This window comes from Aureisphaera sp. (assembly GCF_059726885.1).
This window is the reverse complement of the sequence record NZ_AP041051.1, coordinates 3,482,444-3,499,181: the sequence shown is the minus strand read 5'-3', so window position 1 is coordinate 3,499,181 and position 16,738 is coordinate 3,482,444. Positions and strand designations below refer to the sequence as shown.

Below are 16,738 nucleotides of genomic sequence, written 5' to 3'. Positions count from 1 at the left end.
TTCGTATGTCCTACACAGCATATAATACAGATGTACTCGTCATTGGCGGAGGCCCAGCTGGCACTGCATTGGCTTTGAGTCTACTCAATTATTCAAAGTGTACAGTCACCATAGTCGAACAATCAGATTTTTCGAGGGAACGGATAGGGGAACATGTATCGCCAAGTCTATTCAATATTCTGGATTACCTGAAAATGGATAAGTCAGATTTTGAAGAAGGATGTTTTCTTCCGGCCTACGGTACGATTGCTTATTGGGGCAACGAATACCCAAGCAGGATTCATTCTATATTTACTGCAGAGAATTCCACCTTTCAATTGGATAGGCAGAAATTCGATTTTAAACTTATTGAACAAGTAGTAGAACGGGGAGGGAGTGTATTTCCCCGTACCAAATGTTTGGATTTTATAAAAAAGGAGAACACAGAATGGTGTGCAAACCTTAAACATGCTGAAAGGGGAAGCTTTAAGGTAAAAGCTAAGTACCTTGTCGATGCCACAGGAAGAAATGCTATGGTCTGCAGGAGGTTGGGGATTACTATCCACAAAATGGACTCCTTAGTGGGAGTAGGGGTGTTTTTAAAACCGAATGAGGAAACCCCATTATCGCAAGAGCAAATATTGGAAACCACCGAGTTGGGCTGGTGGTACAAGGCCGTATTACCCAATGGGACCATCACAGCTTGTTTTTTTACTGATGCGGACATAGTTTCGAAATACGGGATAGATAAAAAGGAGAATTGGACCGCATTGGTCGCACAATCAAAATTTCTGAAAAATGAATTGAAAGGGGCGACTGCGCTTTCCTTAAAACCTTGGGTGAGAAATGCTGCGACTCAACTAACGGACACATCGGGCCATGATAATTTTATTGCGATAGGGGACGCGGCATCGTCATTCGACCCCATTTCATCTATGGGCATTGGGTTTGCAATGACCTCGGCCATTCATGCTGCCAAATTGATAAAGCATCAATTGCTAAATGATATAAAAAATCGCGATTCGTTGGAATTTCAACAAGATATAGTCAAAAATTTTAAGAACTACTTAAAACTCCGTAGCGAGTTCTATGCTAAGGAAATCCGTTGGAAACCCTCACTCTTTTGGGAACGTCGGCAGGCTGAAAATAATGATGTAATGCATCACTATGGGGCAGCAAACTCCAGAAATGGCTTCAGTTTGGTCGACTGACAAATTAAGGTATTGAAAATTGACGAAACATTTCTTTTCGATTGGTATGAAGCAAGCTTTATGATTGTCATTTTTTTAGTAATGCGCGTGCAACTAGTGCCTTGGAGGAACTTCTAAAAGAGGAAATTCGAAGGGCTCACTAAGAAATTTGAACTTCTTTCTTTTATTTCTGGAAATTCGTCTTTTCTGAATTACCCGAATGCTTTCATTTATGTAGTTCTGTTGTTTTTTCTGAATTTCATTCAGGTAATTCTGTGATGGCTCGCTTCCTTTTGCATGTGCTACTGTAGCAAAGATTCGCGCCATTTGCCTATCGTCTTCTTCATCCATTAAATAGAAACCGTTGGAATCACTCCACATATTATTTGGAGTATAATTTTCGAGAACATAAATAACATCGGCTTTTAAATCTGCTTCAATGAAGTCGATTACTTCATTGAAATCTCTGGTGGCCAACCAAAACAGGTTTTTTCCGGGGTCACATTCATACCGAAGGTAATTCGGCCCGATAATGCTTCCTATGAATTGTCCTTTTTCAAAAAAATCGAATGTTTGAGTGGGTTTATAGCCAACCGGAATAACAAAGTAGACAACTGCTTTTCCTGGAGATGGCGGCGGCACTTGATAGTATTCATTTTGGGAATAACTATTGTGAGTTGCGAAAATGGTAATAAAGAGGAAAAAGATTATAAGACCTCGATTATAAGATTTGTAATTCAAATGAATCATACTACGGTACTGTTTTTGCTTAATATATAAATTAGGAGGAAATTAACGGTGTATATAAGGTATGTTTTTCAAATTTGAAAGACAAGGATTAAGTTTTAGTTATTTTTTATGATAACTAGCGACTTCTCATTAACAAAAGAGCCGTAATTTTGCATTCTTATATTGTGAAAGAGACCTTACTTACTATTTTATGGAGCCTTTCCCCATTTGGGGAAGCAAAGGTAGGAATCCCATACGGTATGCTCAATGACCTTAACCCTTATTTTGTTTTTGCCATTGCATTGGGGGCCAATATTCTAGTATTTCCTTTAATGATGATCTTCTTGGATAAAATAAACACCCCGCTTTTGCGATGGAATTGGTACAAGAGAAGCGCTATATGGGTGGCCAAGAGAGCCAAAAAAGGATCTAAAAAGAACTTTAATAAATACGGCTACCTTGGGTTGGCACTTTTCGTAATGATTCCCCTGCCAGGAACCGGAGTGTATGTAGGTTCTATAGCAACTTATTTGTTTAAAATGGAGCGAAAGAAAGCGTTTACCGCCAACACCATTGGAATAACGATTTCTTCTATTATTGTTTGGTGCGTTACATTCTTTGGTCAGGGTGCTTTTTAATAGTTGTAGTTTCCACTCTTAAATTTTTGAACTTGTGAAAAAAATTCTACTACTTATCACAATTGTCGTACTAGTAATTTCATGCCAACAGGACGAAACAAAGACTGCTATTTTCCCAAAGGGAACAAAAGCTCCAAATGTGCATCACACAGGTGATGTATGGTTGAACAAAATTAGTGAGGCCGATAGCACTTTTAATTATAACATTGTTGTAGCTGAATTTGCTGCCAATGCAAAATTAGATTGGCATGTGCATCCAGATGGACAACAACTTCTCATTATCGAAGGTGAAGGCTATTATCAAGAAAGGGGAAAGCCCGTTCAAATAATTAAAAAAGGGGATGTCATTAAAAGTCTTCCTGGTGTCGAACATTGGCATGCATCTACTCCAGATACTAAATGCACCTATCTCGCTATTTATGGTGGTGCTCCAACCAAATGGTTAGAGAAATTAACAGATGAAAAGTACCGTAGTGTAGAGTAGTCATTTTTGTATTATACTCTTAGTGATAACTGTTTATGGGTATATAGAAGGAGGCTGTTTTAACGAAATTAATTTCAGCATTTAATCTTAAAGTAGTAATTTAAGCCCTGCTACCCCATTAATCTTAAGTTACTTGAACTATGAAATCCCCACTTTTGTTGTTTCGATTGGCAATACCTGCTATTTTACTAATTTCAATAAGTTTATTTTCTGCTTGTTCCGAAGATGATTCCGGCCCACAGCACAGTCCCTTACTGGATTTAGGAATTGATGAAGATGAAGTTATTTCCCGTTTGGAAACATCCCTAGTGGGTGAATCACCAGACGGTCCTGGGAATCCAGAAGACCTTTGCAATGAAGGCCTAATGCAACTCATGTCAGCCGATCCCTATTGCGGCTATGTAGATGTTGGAGAATACGCCACCAACCAAATTAACGAATATCGCGCCATGCATAATTTGCCACCTTATGTACGTGCCGTGGAATATGAGCTTTGTGCAGCACGCGAAGCTCGACTTGCTCTAGAAAATGACACTTTTCATTGGAGCGACGGTTGCGGCTGGGCATCACAGGGTGCGGCTGGAGGAGGCAGGGGAGGAGATGATTCTCCAGGAACCGTTGAAAGATCTGTATGGTGGGTTCCCAAACTCTTTTATGATGAAGGTCCCGAAGGAGGTCATTATCAAGCTATGATGGATACAAGAAGCAGGGGAGTTGCGGTGGGGTATTATGCCATTGACCGTGATAGCCATGTTATTGTTGTAAATTACTATAATGAATTGTAGGCAACAACTGGGACGATATATAATTTCCCAACCCAAAAGGGCTTTTATTTAATTTCCTATTATTGATTTATTTGAGACTAGATTGACAGAATCTGTGAAGGGTCTGGAGGCTGAAAGTAGTTCAACTATTTTCCGATGCAAAAATTCGCGAAGATATTTCCCAATAATTCATCGTTCGAAATTTCACCGGTAATTTCACCAAAGTAGTATAATGCCTGTCGAATATCAATTGCCAGTAAATCACCACTAAGACCGGAATCTAATCCTTCCTGAACCTTCAATATCTCTTCCAGGGCTTTTAAAAGTGCATCGTAATGCCGGGTGTTGGTGACGATGGTTTCATTATTGCGCAGGGCGCCCGTGTTGATAAAATCGAGCAATTTTTCCTTGAGTTCTTCAACACCTTCTCCCGTTTTTGCTGAAAGGAGCAGTAGGTGAGACCCTTCGATTGTGTTCAGGGAAATATCAAATTGATTTCTAGTTTCCTTAGAAAGTTGATCTACCTTATTGGCGATAATAACAAGGGGCTTTTGAGGATATTTATTTTTTACCTGTTCAATTTCAGTAGTGTGATCCTTTTTTTCGGTGGCATCAAAGAGATAGATAACGACCTGTGCCTGTTCCATCTTCTCGAAGGTTTTCTTGATTCCTAAGCCTTCAATTACATCATCCGTACGACGTATTCCTGCGGTATCTATAAAGCGGAACCCAATTCCACCAATCACGATTTCATCTTCTATCGTGTCCCTGGTCGTTCCAGCTATATCACTTACAATGGCACGTTCTTCGTTCAGTAATGCATTAAGAAGTGTCGACTTGCCCACATTGGGCTCGCCCACAATAGCCACAGGGATTCCGTTTTTAAGCACGTTACCGGTTGCAAATGAATCGATAAGACTTTTCAGAACATGTGTAATTCGCGTAATGAGTTTTTGAAACTCATCTCGATTGGCAAATTCTACGTCTTCCTCAGCAAAATCCAGTTCCAATTCAATGAGGGAAGCAAAATTTAAGAGCTCTTCCCGTAATTTTTTGATTTCTGAAGAAAAACCACCTCGCATTTGCTGGATAGCCAATTGATGCGAAGCTTTACTATCACTAGCGATAAGGTCGGCCACGGCCTCTGCTTGACTTAAATCCATTTTTCCATTGAGAAAAGCACGAAGTGTAAATTCACCAGCCTGTGCCATTCGGGCCCCACGACGTAGGCAGAGCTGAATGATTTCTTGTTGAATATAGTTACTCCCGTGACAAGAAAATTCCACCACATCCTCACCTGTATAACTATTGGGGTTCTTAAAAATGGTCGCCAAAACTTCATCAATCACGCGTTCCATATCCTTTATATGCCCTAGGTGAACCGTATGGGTCTTCTGCTCGCTCAATACCTTACCAGATACCGAGTGGAATAGCTCCGATGCAATAGCAATAGCATCCTTCCCCGATAGACGGATTACAGCAATGGCACCTGCACCTGCAGGGGTTGCCAAGGCTACTATGGTTTCATCGTACTTCATTGGGCGCAAAAGTACGAATTACTTAGCGGTTTGCCTCTAAGAGTCACCAACGCTGTAACATTTTTGAGAATTCTGCTACCAATAGATTAAGTTAATCATTCAATCAATCAGAATCATGGAAATTATACCTTCTACCGCAAAACGTCAGGACAATTCACTATTAATGGTTACGCATCTGTCCCAACTCCTGTATTATGTAACAGGGTTTGGAGGACTGCTCGTTCCACTTATCCTTTGGCTCACCCAAAAAGATAAGGTACTCGGCATGGATGAACACGGTAAAGCAGTGGTGAACTTTCAACTTACCATGATTCTAATCACGATACTCTCCATACCAGCTATCTTCTTGTTAGGTTTGGGTATTTTAGGACTTATTTATGTAGGAATCCTTGGTTTTGTATTACCTATAATAAACGCGATTAAAGCCAATAATGGGGAAGCTCCCAGTTACTTTTCTACCATTCGTTTTATTTCTTAATTCGATCACGCACAAGGATTTGTGAAGATGCGCAAAAGATCTTTTTGGATCAAAACCCTAGTGATTTCCATACTTCTCATTGGTGTTGGGGGTTATATAGGGTTCACTCACGTTGCACCTTATGCCATGTTGCAACCGCAAAGGGTTAATTTAGGGATTACGCCCGAACAGTATGGGGCCGAAAGCGATTCTATCACCATTGCTGTAGGAGATAGTATAAATCTCAAAGGGCATTGGGTACATGCATCAAGCCCGTCACCAAAAGGGATCCTAATCTTTGTACATGGTATTGGAGGATGCAAGGAACACTTTGTGCCTACGGCAACCGAATTCTCTAAGCAAGGTTACAGCAGCATTGTGTTCGACTTGAGGGCTCATGGCAAAAGCGAAGGCGAGTATTGTACCTACGGATTTTATGAAAAACATGACATCTCTAAGATTATAGATTTTATTGAGGAAAAACATCCAGAGCTACCCATAGGAATTTGGGGAAAGTCTTTGGGCGGTGCTATAGCATTGCAAAGCTTGGAATATGATGAACGAATTGATTTCGGCATTGTGGAAAGTACATTTACCAAGTTGGATATTATCGTTTATGATTATAAAAAGCGATTTCTAAAGGGGTTTGGGATAAAATCCCTATCCGATTATTCGTTGCGAAAGGCAGGGGAAATCGCTCAATTCGATCCAGATTTGGTAAGTCCGATTTCTTCCGTAAAAAATATAGAACAACCTGTTTTTATAGTTCATGGTGATGCAGATGAGCGCATTTCTTATACCTATGGACAATCGTTGTACGACAACTTAGCTTCTGAGGTAAAGTTTTTTAAATTGGTTAAAGGAGCTGGCCATCTCAATGTTGGGGAGGTAGGAGGGGAGGCTTATCTATACGCCATTTTTGATTTTGTAGAAGCACAAACACTTCCCATTTATGACGAAATAGAATTCTAGTTTAGGGAAGGGAGGGTGAAATTTAGTACCTTCATCTACTAAACAAACCCACCCAATGAAAATAGTAGATCTTTCCAAGCCCATACGTTATAATAAACAAGATCCGTGGTTTATGCGCGTAAAGATTAAGCACAAACCACATAGAAAAGCCAATCTGCTGATTCGTCTTTTTCTCGGGCTTCCCAAGAATTTATTTCCAAAAGGCTTTGTGGGTTGGGCAGATGATACCATTCAAAAGATGGGCGTTCACTCTACAACCCATATAGATGCCCCTTGGCACTATGCTCCTACCTGCAATGGGGAGCCTTCTAAAACCATAGATGAAATGCCATTGGAATTGGGTTATGGAGATGGAATAGTAATCGATATGGCCCATAAACCAGACTTTGAGGCAATCACTGTTAATGATATCCAGAACTTTTTGAACAAAAATGGACTTGCCTTGGCACCCAAAATGATCGTACTCATAAAAACGGGGCGTGACAAATACAACGGGACCAAAGACTTTCCAATGGTGGGTACCGGTATGAGTGCCGAAGCTACAGAATGGTTAATAGACCAAGGGATAAAAGTAATGGGAATCGATTCTTGGGGTTGGGATTTACCCTTAAAGCATTTAGTAAAAGAAGCAAAGAAAACAAGAAACCCGGAACTATTTTGGGAGGCACATTTGGTAGGGCAACGAAAGGAATACTATCATATGGAACAATTGATAAATTTGGACGCCTTGCCCTATAGCGGATTCAAAGTAGCGGTATTTCCGCTTAAGATTGTTGGTGCTTCCGCGGCACCGGCACGGGTAGTAGCCATGCTAGAAGACTGATTTCGATTTAAAAGAAGTTTAGGTCCCGATCTACCTCTATTCTGTCTATAACAGATTGTATCTTTTGAAGCATGCGATTGAAAAACAAAGCACGGTCCTTTTCTCCCGATTTGATTAACAGTTTGGAGTTTTTCATCTGTTTCTCGAAAAAACGATGCAATTCATTACAGGTAGCAGGATGCGACACCCGAAAATAGGAAAGTACTGTAAATGGGATATAGAACATTTTCTGGTGACTTGTCTTTACCATCACGGTATTGCTCATGGTGAGCAAGTCACTTTTATATAATTGATAGGACGCATTGTTTTTAGAATTTGTAACAACTTGCCGAATGGCCTGCTCCTCGACATGATCGACCACTTTCTTTAAATCTTCACAAACCAAAAGAGCCATTTCTTTCGAAATATGATTGGATTCATAATAATATAGTATCTGTTGCAGTGTCCCATTTACGGTGTTGTCGTTCCAGAATTCCAATACGTCAATGTACTTGTACATGTCCGATAATTCCAAAGCAGATTTCATTAATGAAGGCTGAATGGTAGTAGCAAAATCCTCGAAGGTTTGTTTTTCCATAGAACCATCTTCATTCAAAAACTTTAACCATACATAGAACTTGTAACGTGTAAGCCAGGAATCCGTAAGCGTATAAAAAATGGGAATGTCCTTGGCAGAATAAATTATAGAGGCGCTTTTAAGTTTTGCCAATGGCTGGATACTTTGGTAACTACTCCTGAAATAAAACTCCAAGTCGGCAGCCGTTCTAATTGGGCTCGATTTTTCGGCAAGCAATGTATTTTCATCTCCCACTTCGAAAAGTTTATTCAGGGAAATTTTATAATGCTTGGCTAGTATTACTGCCTCTTCCAGTGAAAGATTGGTTTTACTGTTTACCCTTCGGTAAGCGGCATCATAATGAATGTTCAAAATAGACGCTACTTGCTCTATGAGGGATTGATTTTCCGGAATATGTGATCTTAGGTGCTTTATGAATAGCTCTTGCATTTTTTACAAGTTTGGATATCAAAAATACCATATTGCGCAAAAATCACAATTTTTTTGATAAAATATTCATACATCTTACGATAAGGCTCCCAAAATCCACTACTAATTTCGGTTTCTGAATCTAAAATATCTATACAATGAAGAAGTATGTTTTCATTAGCTTTCTGGTAACCATAATTGGGACTACTGGGAAAGCACAGGAAGTATCAAATAACGTTGAATCTTCGGATTCTGGATTTACCACTAGGTCTTTGTCCATAATGTTTCCCTTGGGTTTTTATGGAGATGGCGATACAGGCGGGGGTGCTTTTGAAGCCGATGTTACCTTCGAATATGGGGAACATTTATTTACCCTTTTAGGTGGAATAGGGGAAAGCTATGACCTTTTTGCCCCTGACGACAGTTTTAAACAAATTAACCTTTATTATGGCAGGGAAATGGGACTCTCAAGAACGGTGTTTGTAGAAGGCCATGCTGGGATCGGCTATTTTTCATTCCAATCTAAAGGATCTGGAGGCTTTTTCTCATCCCCCAGCGAACCTATTGATGATGCGACCATTGGGTTTCCTATTATGGGGAAACTAAGGATACATACTGGCCCTCGTTTTTCGATCGGCCTAAAATTGGGCGCCAATATTAACGCTATTAATATCGTTCATACATTTGGTATTTCTATACAATGGAATAACCGCAAATGGTAATAAAAGTTGGGGGCCTACGGGAATTCCAACTGGGTCTAGTACTGCATTCAAACCCAGTAAATATAAGGTTTACAGTATTTTAATGGATGTTTGTATTGTATTAATCAAAAACACACAGTTATGAATATTAAAACAAAAACCTTCGCTTCTTTTTGGATGTCGGTGTTATTTTTCTGCTGCATTTTCACATTGAATGCTCAAAGTCTGGCAGATGATAATGCTGGTATTTTGGCTTTCGATGAAGAAGTGATCGATTATGGTAATGTGGCCTATAAATCTGACGGGACTAAAACATTTACATTTACCAATGTGGGAAAATCGCCTGTAGTTATAGCAGATGTTAAAACCAGTTGCGGATGCACGGTAGCGTCTAAACCAACGAAAGCAATCATGCCTGGAGAGTCATCTGAAATTTCGGTGAATTATAAGACCAGTAAAGCCGGGCCATTTTCAAAGACTATTACGGTCATTTCCAATGCCAAGGAGAACCGAAAAGTTCTAAAGATAAAAGGTAAAGTATTGGAAGCCCCTAGCAAAAGCTAAAGAGCTCAAGGATACTCAAAAAAAATCCGCTGAATAACAGCGGATTTTTTTATGTTCTATTGTTGACAGACTAGTTATTTAACATCACAGGCATTACCAACATGGTAACTTGTTCCCCTTCATCCAAGCCATCGATTGGAGTAAGGATTCCTGCTCTATTGGGCAAGGACATTTCCAAAGAAACATCATCACTAGTTAGGTTGTTCAGCATTTCGGTTAGGAAACGGGAATTGAACCCAATTTGCATATCATCACCTTGATAATCACAGGTTAAACGTTCGTCTGCCTTGTTGCTATAGTCTATGTCTTCCGCAGAGATGTTCAATTCGGCTCCAGCAATCTTCAATCGGATTTGATGTGTGGTTTTATTACTAAAAATACTTACACGACGTACACTATTGAGGAATTGCCCCCGATCTATTGTCAATTTATTAGGGTTCTCTTTTGGGATAACCGCTTCATAATTGGGGTACTTTCCATCGATGAGGCGACAGATCATTTCCGTATTGTCGAAAACAAATTTGGCATTGCTCTCATTGTATTCAACAGTTACATTTTCCTCGCTACCGGCCAAGATTCCTTTCAATAAATTCAATGGCTTCTTTGGCATAATGAATTCCGCCGTTTGTGATGCGGTCACATCATTTCGGGTATACTTCACCAATTTATGGGCATCGGTAGCCACAAATGTGAGGTTATCGTTAGAGAATTGGAAAAACACACCACTCATGACTGGTCGCAGATCATCATTACCCGATGCAAATATGGTTTTGCTAATAGCCGTTGCCAAAATATCTCCTTGAATAACGGTTGCACTAGGATCGTTTAGTGTAACTGGACTTGGAAAATCCTCACCACTTGCATAGGCCAATGCGTATTTACCGTGATTAGAGCTGATTTCAACAGTATTGTTATCCTCAACAGTAAAAGTTAAAGGTTGCTCCGGAAATGTTTTTAGCGTATCCAATAACAAACGTGCAGGGATGCAAACACTTCCACTTTCATTACTCTCTACTTCTAGTTTAGAAGAGATGGTAGTTTCCAGATCCGAAGCAGAGACAGTAAGCTCATTTTCGTTCAGATGAAACAAAAAATTGTCCAAAATGGGTAATGTATTGTTATTGTTTATGATGCCCCCAAGCACCTGTAGCTGTTTTAGAAGATACGAACTCGATACTATGAATTTCATTTACTCAAATTTCAGTAGAATACTCTTTTTCCTATACCCTAAAATAGGGTATTCCTTACCTACAAATATATCTTAAATGCCTTGTATGTTAAAACAAACTTATCAACAACTAACGCCTGTATTTTTTACGGCGATACCATTGAAAGAAAATTCCGAAAATACCCAACAAACCTAATGGTAACAGCAGGTTCATCATTTGCCAGAATGTCCTTTCTTGGGCTGTCTTTTGAGGATCGAGAAATGGAATGGCAATTTGCTTGGTTCGAATGTTTATAAGTCCGCTATCGTCTAGCAGGTAATTCACCGTATTCAGCAGAAATTCCTTGTTTCCATAGTAGGAGTTGGTCCATTTATCGAATCCTAATTCCAATGGCCTACCCCGATCCATTTGATTTCTTATTACATCTCCATCACTTATAACCACCATTTTGGCTGAGACACCGTTCTCTTTTGGGTTCTGTAACGAAAATGGTTTAACCCTGTTGGCATAGACCGAAGTGAATTCCCCTTCCAAAAGAACGGCCAAGGGAATTTCCCCTGCGCTGAATTCTTGTGGATCTGGTCCTTCATTTACAATCTTTAGGTTTTTTGGGATTTCCTTGTCAATATTTATTTCGGCAGGCAACCCTACAATTTTAGAAATAGGGGAGGAACTTAAAAGAATGGTTTTCTCTATAGAATTGGGTAATGTATCTATACTACTGGCATATTCGAACTTAACCGCTTCAATATTGGTGGTGATAGGGTGATTATTAGCGCTGGCCGAAAGTGGGTGATACAACCATGGATAAGGCTGGTATTGCGATTCTGTGCCATCCCCACTGGCTAGGGTAATAGGTGCGGCATATACGTCTTTGACCAAATTCGAATTAACCCGAACACCGTATCTGAAGAAAAAATCGTTAAGTCCTAAATCCATAGGAACTGCAAAAGTGCTTCCACTTACGGTATCCAATTGTTGGTACGTAGCATCTACCATCCATAAGGATGCCCCGCCATTCATTGTATACTGATCAAGCACATACTTTTCCGTTTCTGAAAATGGTCGCTGTGGTTGTGCTGCAATAATGAGATCGTACTCAGAAAGACTTTCCAAAGTACGTTGTGGACTAGTGGCCACCGAATCTAAGGTGAACTGTCCAATGTAATAGTAATCCCGTAGGGTAGTTATAAAGTCAGCTAAATACCGATCAGGGAGTTCTTGATTCCCTTTAAGCACTGCAACCTTACGTCGTTTGGGTAGTGTAAGTTTACTAAAACCATCGGCAAATGCATATTCCAGATTCTGAATGGAACCATTGATGCGATCTTCTGAGGAGGCTCCCAATTGGTTTTTTAATAGTGGTATGGGAACCGTTTTTTCATTGAAAGTGGCTAATGCCCATGGGTAAACCACTTCGTTGGTAGTTTTACCATTTTCCTGAATCTGCACATTGGCACCTTTAATGCCAAATTGTATCATTACCTGTTGAATGGCATTTCTGTCAATATCTTCATCCAAGGGATTTACAAATTGATACCGAATGTTAGGATTAAATGCCGAAAACTCTTCAAGAAGTTGCCGGGTTTCTATTTGCAGTCTTTTGAATTCTGGCGGTAGTTTCCCATCTAAAAACAGTTCGACGGTAATGGGGGAATCTATTCCGTCTATCGTATTTTTTGCCTCATCCGATAGTGTATACCGCTTGTCCTGTGTAAGGTCGAAGCGCTTGTAGGCTTTGCTGCTTATCCAATTTATGAATAAGACACCGATTAAGGTTGCTAGGAGTATGGTCAATTTGTGCTTGCTCATGACTCCTTTTTCAATTTTATATAGGTTCCAATCAAAAATAAAACGGAGACACTCAAAAAGTAAATCACATCCCTAGTATCGATCACGCCACGGGCCATACTTTTAAAGTGCGACTCCATTCCGAGGTTTGCCAAATTGAAACCTGAATTACTATTGGCGAGTCCTTCAAACCCAAAATAGAGCAAGAAACAAAGAAATACGGCTACTATAAACGATACGATCTGGTTACTGGAAAGCGACGAACAAAAAATTCCAATCGAGGTATATGCCAGTGCCAAGAATAACAGTCCAAAATAAGAACCCATTGTACTGCCAACATCCCAATTACCGCTCGGGTTTCCTAAATTGGAGATGGTAAGAATATAAGTCAATGTTGGGATTAGCGCTATGACTATGAGCAAAAACGCTCCGAAATACTTACCTAAAATAATATTTCGCAGCCCTAAAGGTTTTGTAAGTAAGAGTTCCAACGTGCCTAGTTTGGTTTCTTCACTAAACGACCGCATGGTCACTGCCGGGATTAAGAAAAGCAATACCCAAGGAGCCAATTCGAAAAAGGAACTGAGGTCTGCAAAGCCCGCATCGAACACATTGTAATTTCCACCGAAGACCCAAAGAAACAATCCATTAAATACTAGAAACAAACCAATGACCAAATACCCAATTGGGCTGGAAAAAAAGCTTCGAATCTCTTTCTTTATTAGGGCTATCATATATTAGGTCAGTTGGCAAATGGCATCTACACTCCAAGCTTGGGCTTTAGAACGAAATAGCGGCTTGGTTGTTGCCCAAACCGATTTGAAAAGAGCACTGTTCCTATAACTTTCCAAATCTGCTTCTTGTTCCCAGTGACTATAGGTAAAAAAAATGGAAGGGTCTTTTTTGTCCCTCCATAATTCTAAATACCTACAGCCCGGATACACCCGTATTCTTGATTTCACTTCTTCAAAATTATTCAAAAAAGTAGATACATGCTCCTCTTCAAATTCCATTTTTACAATTCTTGTAAACACCTGTTTTCTTATTTTATGAAATTAATGGTTATGGTATCCCAAAATTCCAATCCAAATAGGGTAGAAGCACTTCCTACCGTTTTGGGATTGCTTTTATAGATTGCGAGTTCTAAATAATCGGACGAATTCCATATCGCCAGTTTTTTGCCATCTTCTTCACGTCGGTCTGCTGGAACATCGAAATTAATGGAGTCGCTATAATGCGTATAAATCTTTGTGAAGGTGGCGGTTCGGGCAGTAATTTTAAACTCGCGCCCCTTTCCTACCTTGTCAAATAGCGATTTGGTGATATTGCAAACCACATTGCCATAATTATCAATATAAATGACATTTCCTATCACTTGATTGCCGTCTGTATTCACAACAGGTTTCAATCGGGTAAGCTCCCTGATTTCCTGTATGGGTTTCCCAATCACCTCTAAGGTTCCACCTCTAGCCAAGTGGCATGCTACCTTTACGAATACGTCCAATACTGGGAAATTACTTTCCACGCGATCGTGAATGTTGATTTCAACGATCTTTTCTGGGTTAATTTCTGAAGTAAGCATGGAAATGATCCCATTATTGGCACATATAAAATAATGTCCGTCCAATAATAGTGCAATGTGCTTGTTTTCGGGGTTCAGTTCACTATCTATACCTATAATGTGAATAGAGCCCTTTGGAAAACTGCTATATGCATTCTGAACCACATACGCCGCCTCCGTATTGTGAAAGGGGGAAATGGAGTGGGAGATATCAACAATGCGAACATCTTCCAGTTCACTGTAGATGGCCCCCTTAACAGCTCCCACATAGTGATCTTTCTCTCCAAAATCGGTTGTAAGGGTTACAATGGGCATTCGTAGTTAATTGTTGATATTTTGTTAAAACAACTACAGCAAAAATAGGGTACTTTTGCAAAGAGAAAAAGTATATTTACTCTAGTTATTCATAAAACAATAAACAACCGCTTTTGAACGAACTTATAATTGAACTCACTGAGATCAGTCCAAAAGAGTTTTTTGGACTTCAGAATGCCAATATTGACCTTCTAAAAAAATATTTTCCAAAACTGAAAATCGTTGCCCGAGGCAGTAAAATAAAAGCCTACGGTGATGAAGAGATTCTGGAAGAATTCGATACCCGAATGAGTATGCTTCTAGAGCATTATGTGAAGTACAATAAGCTCGATGAAAATGTGATCGAGCGCGTACTTATGAGCGAAAGCAGTGCCGACTACGAAACCTCAGAAATTAGTGGCGAGGTATTGGTACACGGTGTTAGCGGAAAGTTGATCAAGGCGCAAACGGCCAATCAACGCAAGCTTGTAGACCTTATGCAGAAAAATGATATGGTTTTTGCCATTGGTCCTGCCGGAACCGGAAAAACCTATACCGGGGTCGCCCTTGCGGTTAAGGCATTAAAGGAAAAGCAGGTTCGCAGAATCATTCTTACCCGTCCGGCTGTAGAGGCAGGGGAGAACCTTGGTTTTTTACCTGGGGACCTAAAAGAAAAGCTGGACCCTTATATGCAGCCTCTTTATGATGGGTTGCGGGACATGATTCCTGCCGAAAAATTGGATTCTTATATAGAGAAAGGTGTCATACAGATAGCTCCCTTGGCATTTATGCGCGGGCGCACTTTGGATAATGCTTTCGTAATTCTGGATGAAGGTCAAAATACAACCCATGCCCAAATGAAAATGTTCCTAACCCGAATGGGGAAGAATGCTAAATTCATGATTACAGGTGATCCAGGTCAGATAGATCTTCCAAGACGTGTCATTTCTGGACTTAAAGAGGCGTTGCTTATCCTAAAAGATGTCGACGGCGTGGGAATCGTTCATTTAGACGACAAGGACGTTATTCGCCATAGACTCGTAAAAAAGGTAATTGCCGCCTATAAAGCAATAGAAAATAGAAATTAATGAGCCAGACGATTACCGATACAAACTTTAATTTTCCCGGACAAAAATCCATTTACAAAGGAAAAGTACGGGAAGTATATACCTTGGAAAATGATTTGTTGCTTATGATAGCAACGGACCGTTTGAGTGCGTTCGATGTGGTCATGCCTAAGGGGATTCCTTTCAAAGGACAGATCTTGAATCAGATTGCCACTAAAATGATGAAGGATACAGTAGATTTGGTACCCAATTGGTTAGTGGCGACACCAGATCCAAATGTTGCGATAGGTCAAGCTTGCGAGCCGTTTAAGGTTGAAATGGTTATACGTGGCTATATGAGTGGCCATGCGGCCCGGGAATACAAGTCCGGTAAGAGGACGCTATGTGGTGTTTCCATGCCAGATGGTATGAAGGAAAATGATGCTTTTCCGGAACCCATTATCACTCCAGCTACAAAAGCTGAAAAAGGAGACCATGATGAAGACATCTCCCGAGAAGAAATTTTGAAGAGGGGAATTGTTTCAGAAGCGGATTATTTGGTATTAGAAGACTACACAAGGAAATTATTTCAAAGGGGATCGGAAATCGCTGCTCAGCGAGGGCTTATCTTGGTGGATACCAAATATGAGTTTGGAAAAAACAGCAACGGGGAAATCCTTCTCATCGATGAAATTCATACCCCGGATTCTTCAAGATACTTTTATGCGGATGGATATAAAGAACGCCAGTCAAAAGGAGAACCGCAAAAACAACTTTCGAAAGAATTTGTGAGACAATGGCTCATATCTAATGGCTTTCAAGGACTCGAAGGACAAGAGGTACCACATATGAGCGATGCTTATATTGAGACGGTTTCGGAGCGATATATAGAGTTGTACGAGAATATTACCGGAGAAAAGTTCGTGAAAGCGGATTTAAGCAATATTCAAGACAGGATTCGTGCAAATGTGTTGCAATATCTTCAAAACCAATGAAAATATTGGGTACGATCCTAAAATGGGTTTTAATATTTTTTTTCTTTCCGCTATCCTT

General features: G+C 40.1%; 19 protein-coding genes. 11 read left to right on the top strand and 8 right to left on the bottom strand.

Annotated elements, in window-relative coordinates:
• The first annotated feature begins 5 nt into the window (after positions 1 to 5).
• Complete coding sequence (lodB, locus tag AC6JAD_RS15810) at positions 6 to 1,190, top strand: lysine-epsilon-oxidase maturase LodB (RefSeq protein ID WP_461303986.1); 1,185 nt, start codon at positions 6 to 8, stop codon at positions 1,188 to 1,190.
• Positions 1,191 to 1,283: 93 nt separating this feature from the next.
• Here the strand turns inward: lodB and AC6JAD_RS15805 are convergent, their stop codons facing one another.
• Positions 1,284 to 1,919: a hypothetical protein gene (locus tag AC6JAD_RS15805; RefSeq protein WP_461303987.1), complete on the bottom strand. Its 636-nt coding sequence runs from the start codon at positions 1,917 to 1,919 to the stop codon at positions 1,284 to 1,286.
• Positions 1,920 to 2,080: 161 nt separating this feature from the next.
• Between AC6JAD_RS15805 and AC6JAD_RS15800 the strand changes: the two genes are divergently transcribed.
• The 3 genes from AC6JAD_RS15800 (at position 2,081) to AC6JAD_RS15790 (ending at position 3,805) form a co-directional block, all read left to right on the top strand.
• Positions 2,081 to 2,536: a COG2426 family protein gene (locus AC6JAD_RS15800; RefSeq protein WP_461304014.1), complete on the top strand. Its 456-nt coding sequence runs from the start codon at positions 2,081 to 2,083 to the stop codon at positions 2,534 to 2,536.
• A gap of 34 nt (positions 2,537 to 2,570) precedes the next feature.
• Positions 2,571 to 3,020, top strand: coding sequence for a cupin domain-containing protein (locus AC6JAD_RS15795; RefSeq protein WP_461303988.1), 450 nt, complete (start codon positions 2,571 to 2,573; stop codon positions 3,018 to 3,020).
• A gap of 140 nt (positions 3,021 to 3,160) precedes the next feature.
• Entirely contained in the window at positions 3,161 to 3,805 is a 645-nt protein-coding gene (locus AC6JAD_RS15790; protein WP_461303989.1) for a CAP domain-containing protein, read from the top strand.
• A 125-nt stretch (positions 3,806 to 3,930) separates the two neighbouring features.
• Here the strand turns inward: AC6JAD_RS15790 and mnmE are convergent, their stop codons facing one another.
• Entirely contained in the window at positions 3,931 to 5,322 is a 1,392-nt protein-coding gene (mnmE, locus tag AC6JAD_RS15785; RefSeq protein ID WP_461303990.1) for a tRNA uridine-5-carboxymethylaminomethyl(34) synthesis GTPase MnmE, read from the bottom strand.
• Between the two features lie 115 nt (positions 5,323 to 5,437).
• Between mnmE and AC6JAD_RS15780 the strand changes: the two genes are divergently transcribed.
• From AC6JAD_RS15780 to AC6JAD_RS15770, 3 genes are read left to right on the top strand one after another with little or no spacing between them, the layout of a single operon-like run.
• Positions 5,438 to 5,800 (top strand): DUF4870 domain-containing protein, encoded by a 363-nt coding sequence (locus AC6JAD_RS15780; RefSeq protein ID WP_461303991.1) that lies wholly within the window; start codon positions 5,438 to 5,440, stop codon positions 5,798 to 5,800.
• A 27-nt stretch (positions 5,801 to 5,827) separates the two neighbouring features.
• On the top strand, positions 5,828 to 6,751 hold the full coding sequence (locus AC6JAD_RS15775; protein WP_461303992.1) for an alpha/beta hydrolase: 924 nt from the start codon (positions 5,828 to 5,830) through the stop codon (positions 6,749 to 6,751).
• Positions 6,752 to 6,806: 55 nt separating this feature from the next.
• Entirely contained in the window at positions 6,807 to 7,574 is a 768-nt protein-coding gene (locus AC6JAD_RS15770) for a cyclase family protein (RefSeq protein WP_461303993.1), read from the top strand.
• Positions 7,575 to 7,581: 7 nt separating this feature from the next.
• Here the strand turns inward: AC6JAD_RS15770 and AC6JAD_RS15765 are convergent, their stop codons facing one another.
• Complete coding sequence (locus AC6JAD_RS15765) at positions 7,582 to 8,580, bottom strand: hypothetical protein (protein ID WP_461303994.1); 999 nt, start codon at positions 8,578 to 8,580, stop codon at positions 7,582 to 7,584.
• A gap of 137 nt (positions 8,581 to 8,717) precedes the next feature.
• Between AC6JAD_RS15765 and AC6JAD_RS15760 the strand changes: the two genes are divergently transcribed.
• Positions 8,718 to 9,281 (top strand): hypothetical protein, encoded by a 564-nt coding sequence (locus AC6JAD_RS15760; RefSeq protein WP_461303995.1) that lies wholly within the window; start codon positions 8,718 to 8,720, stop codon positions 9,279 to 9,281.
• Between the two features lie 120 nt (positions 9,282 to 9,401).
• The gene (locus AC6JAD_RS15755; RefSeq protein WP_461303996.1) at positions 9,402 to 9,824 is read left to right on the top strand and encodes a DUF1573 domain-containing protein; all 423 of its coding nucleotides are present in this window, start codon (positions 9,402 to 9,404) and stop codon (positions 9,822 to 9,824) included.
• Positions 9,825 to 9,894: 70 nt separating this feature from the next.
• On the opposite strand, the gene dnaN is transcribed toward AC6JAD_RS15755, so the two are convergent.
• From dnaN to AC6JAD_RS15730, 5 genes are all read right to left on the bottom strand, one after another.
• Complete coding sequence (dnaN, locus tag AC6JAD_RS15750; RefSeq protein WP_461303997.1) at positions 9,895 to 11,013, bottom strand: DNA polymerase III subunit beta; 1,119 nt, start codon at positions 11,011 to 11,013, stop codon at positions 9,895 to 9,897.
• A gap of 109 nt (positions 11,014 to 11,122) precedes the next feature.
• On the bottom strand, positions 11,123 to 12,805 hold the full coding sequence (gene gldG, locus AC6JAD_RS15745) for a gliding motility-associated ABC transporter substrate-binding protein GldG (protein WP_461303998.1): 1,683 nt from the start codon (positions 12,803 to 12,805) through the stop codon (positions 11,123 to 11,125).
• The gene (gldF, locus tag AC6JAD_RS15740; protein ID WP_461303999.1) at positions 12,802 to 13,518 is read right to left on the bottom strand and encodes a gliding motility-associated ABC transporter permease subunit GldF; all 717 of its coding nucleotides are present in this window, start codon (positions 13,516 to 13,518) and stop codon (positions 12,802 to 12,804) included. Before gldF ends, gldG begins: the two co-directional genes overlap by 4 nt.
• 3 nt (positions 13,519 to 13,521) lie before the next feature.
• A complete protein-coding gene (locus tag AC6JAD_RS15735; protein WP_461304000.1) occupies positions 13,522 to 13,818 on the bottom strand; it encodes a putative quinol monooxygenase in 297 nt (98 codons plus the stop codon).
• Between the two features lie 8 nt (positions 13,819 to 13,826).
• Complete coding sequence (locus AC6JAD_RS15730) at positions 13,827 to 14,660, bottom strand: SAM hydrolase/SAM-dependent halogenase family protein (RefSeq protein WP_461304001.1); 834 nt, start codon at positions 14,658 to 14,660, stop codon at positions 13,827 to 13,829.
• A 113-nt stretch (positions 14,661 to 14,773) separates the two neighbouring features.
• On the opposite strand from AC6JAD_RS15730, the gene AC6JAD_RS15725 reads away from it, so the two are divergent.
• Positions 14,774 to 15,727, top strand: coding sequence for a PhoH family protein (locus AC6JAD_RS15725; protein ID WP_461304002.1), 954 nt, complete (start codon positions 14,774 to 14,776; stop codon positions 15,725 to 15,727).
• A complete protein-coding gene (locus AC6JAD_RS15720; RefSeq protein WP_461304003.1) occupies positions 15,727 to 16,680 on the top strand; it encodes a phosphoribosylaminoimidazolesuccinocarboxamide synthase in 954 nt (317 codons plus the stop codon). Before AC6JAD_RS15725 ends, AC6JAD_RS15720 begins: the two co-directional genes overlap by 1 nt.
• Positions 16,681 to 16,738 lie beyond the last annotated feature (58 nt).

What these genes read in the sequence shown, in the direction of transcription:
- lodB (WP_461303986.1), top strand. Translation starts at nt 6, where the DNA reads ATGTCCTACACAGCATATAATACAGATGTACTCGTCATTGGCGGAGGC.
- AC6JAD_RS15805 (WP_461303987.1), bottom strand. Translation starts at nt 1,919, where the DNA reads ATGATTCATTTGAATTACAAATCTTATAATCGAGGTCTTATAATCTTT.
- AC6JAD_RS15790 (WP_461303989.1), top strand. Translation starts at nt 3,161, where the DNA reads ATGAAATCCCCACTTTTGTTGTTTCGATTGGCAATACCTGCTATTTTA.
- mnmE (WP_461303990.1), bottom strand. Translation starts at nt 5,322, where the DNA reads ATGAAGTACGATGAAACCATAGTAGCCTTGGCAACCCCTGCAGGTGCA.
- AC6JAD_RS15780 (WP_461303991.1), top strand. Translation starts at nt 5,438, where the DNA reads ATGGAAATTATACCTTCTACCGCAAAACGTCAGGACAATTCACTATTA.
- AC6JAD_RS15775 (WP_461303992.1), top strand. Translation starts at nt 5,828, where the DNA reads ATGCGCAAAAGATCTTTTTGGATCAAAACCCTAGTGATTTCCATACTT.
- AC6JAD_RS15770 (WP_461303993.1), top strand. Translation starts at nt 6,807, where the DNA reads ATGAAAATAGTAGATCTTTCCAAGCCCATACGTTATAATAAACAAGAT.
- AC6JAD_RS15765 (WP_461303994.1), bottom strand. Translation starts at nt 8,580, where the DNA reads ATGCAAGAGCTATTCATAAAGCACCTAAGATCACATATTCCGGAAAAT.
- AC6JAD_RS15760 (WP_461303995.1), top strand. Translation starts at nt 8,718, where the DNA reads ATGAAGAAGTATGTTTTCATTAGCTTTCTGGTAACCATAATTGGGACT.
- AC6JAD_RS15755 (WP_461303996.1), top strand. Translation starts at nt 9,402, where the DNA reads ATGAATATTAAAACAAAAACCTTCGCTTCTTTTTGGATGTCGGTGTTA.
- dnaN (WP_461303997.1), bottom strand. Translation starts at nt 11,013, where the DNA reads ATGAAATTCATAGTATCGAGTTCGTATCTTCTAAAACAGCTACAGGTG.
- gldG (WP_461303998.1), bottom strand. Translation starts at nt 12,805, where the DNA reads ATGAGCAAGCACAAATTGACCATACTCCTAGCAACCTTAATCGGTGTC.
- gldF (WP_461303999.1), bottom strand. Translation starts at nt 13,518, where the DNA reads ATGATAGCCCTAATAAAGAAAGAGATTCGAAGCTTTTTTTCCAGCCCA.
- AC6JAD_RS15730 (WP_461304001.1), bottom strand. Translation starts at nt 14,660, where the DNA reads ATGCCCATTGTAACCCTTACAACCGATTTTGGAGAGAAAGATCACTAT.
- AC6JAD_RS15720 (WP_461304003.1), top strand. Translation starts at nt 15,727, where the DNA reads ATGAGCCAGACGATTACCGATACAAACTTTAATTTTCCCGGACAAAAA.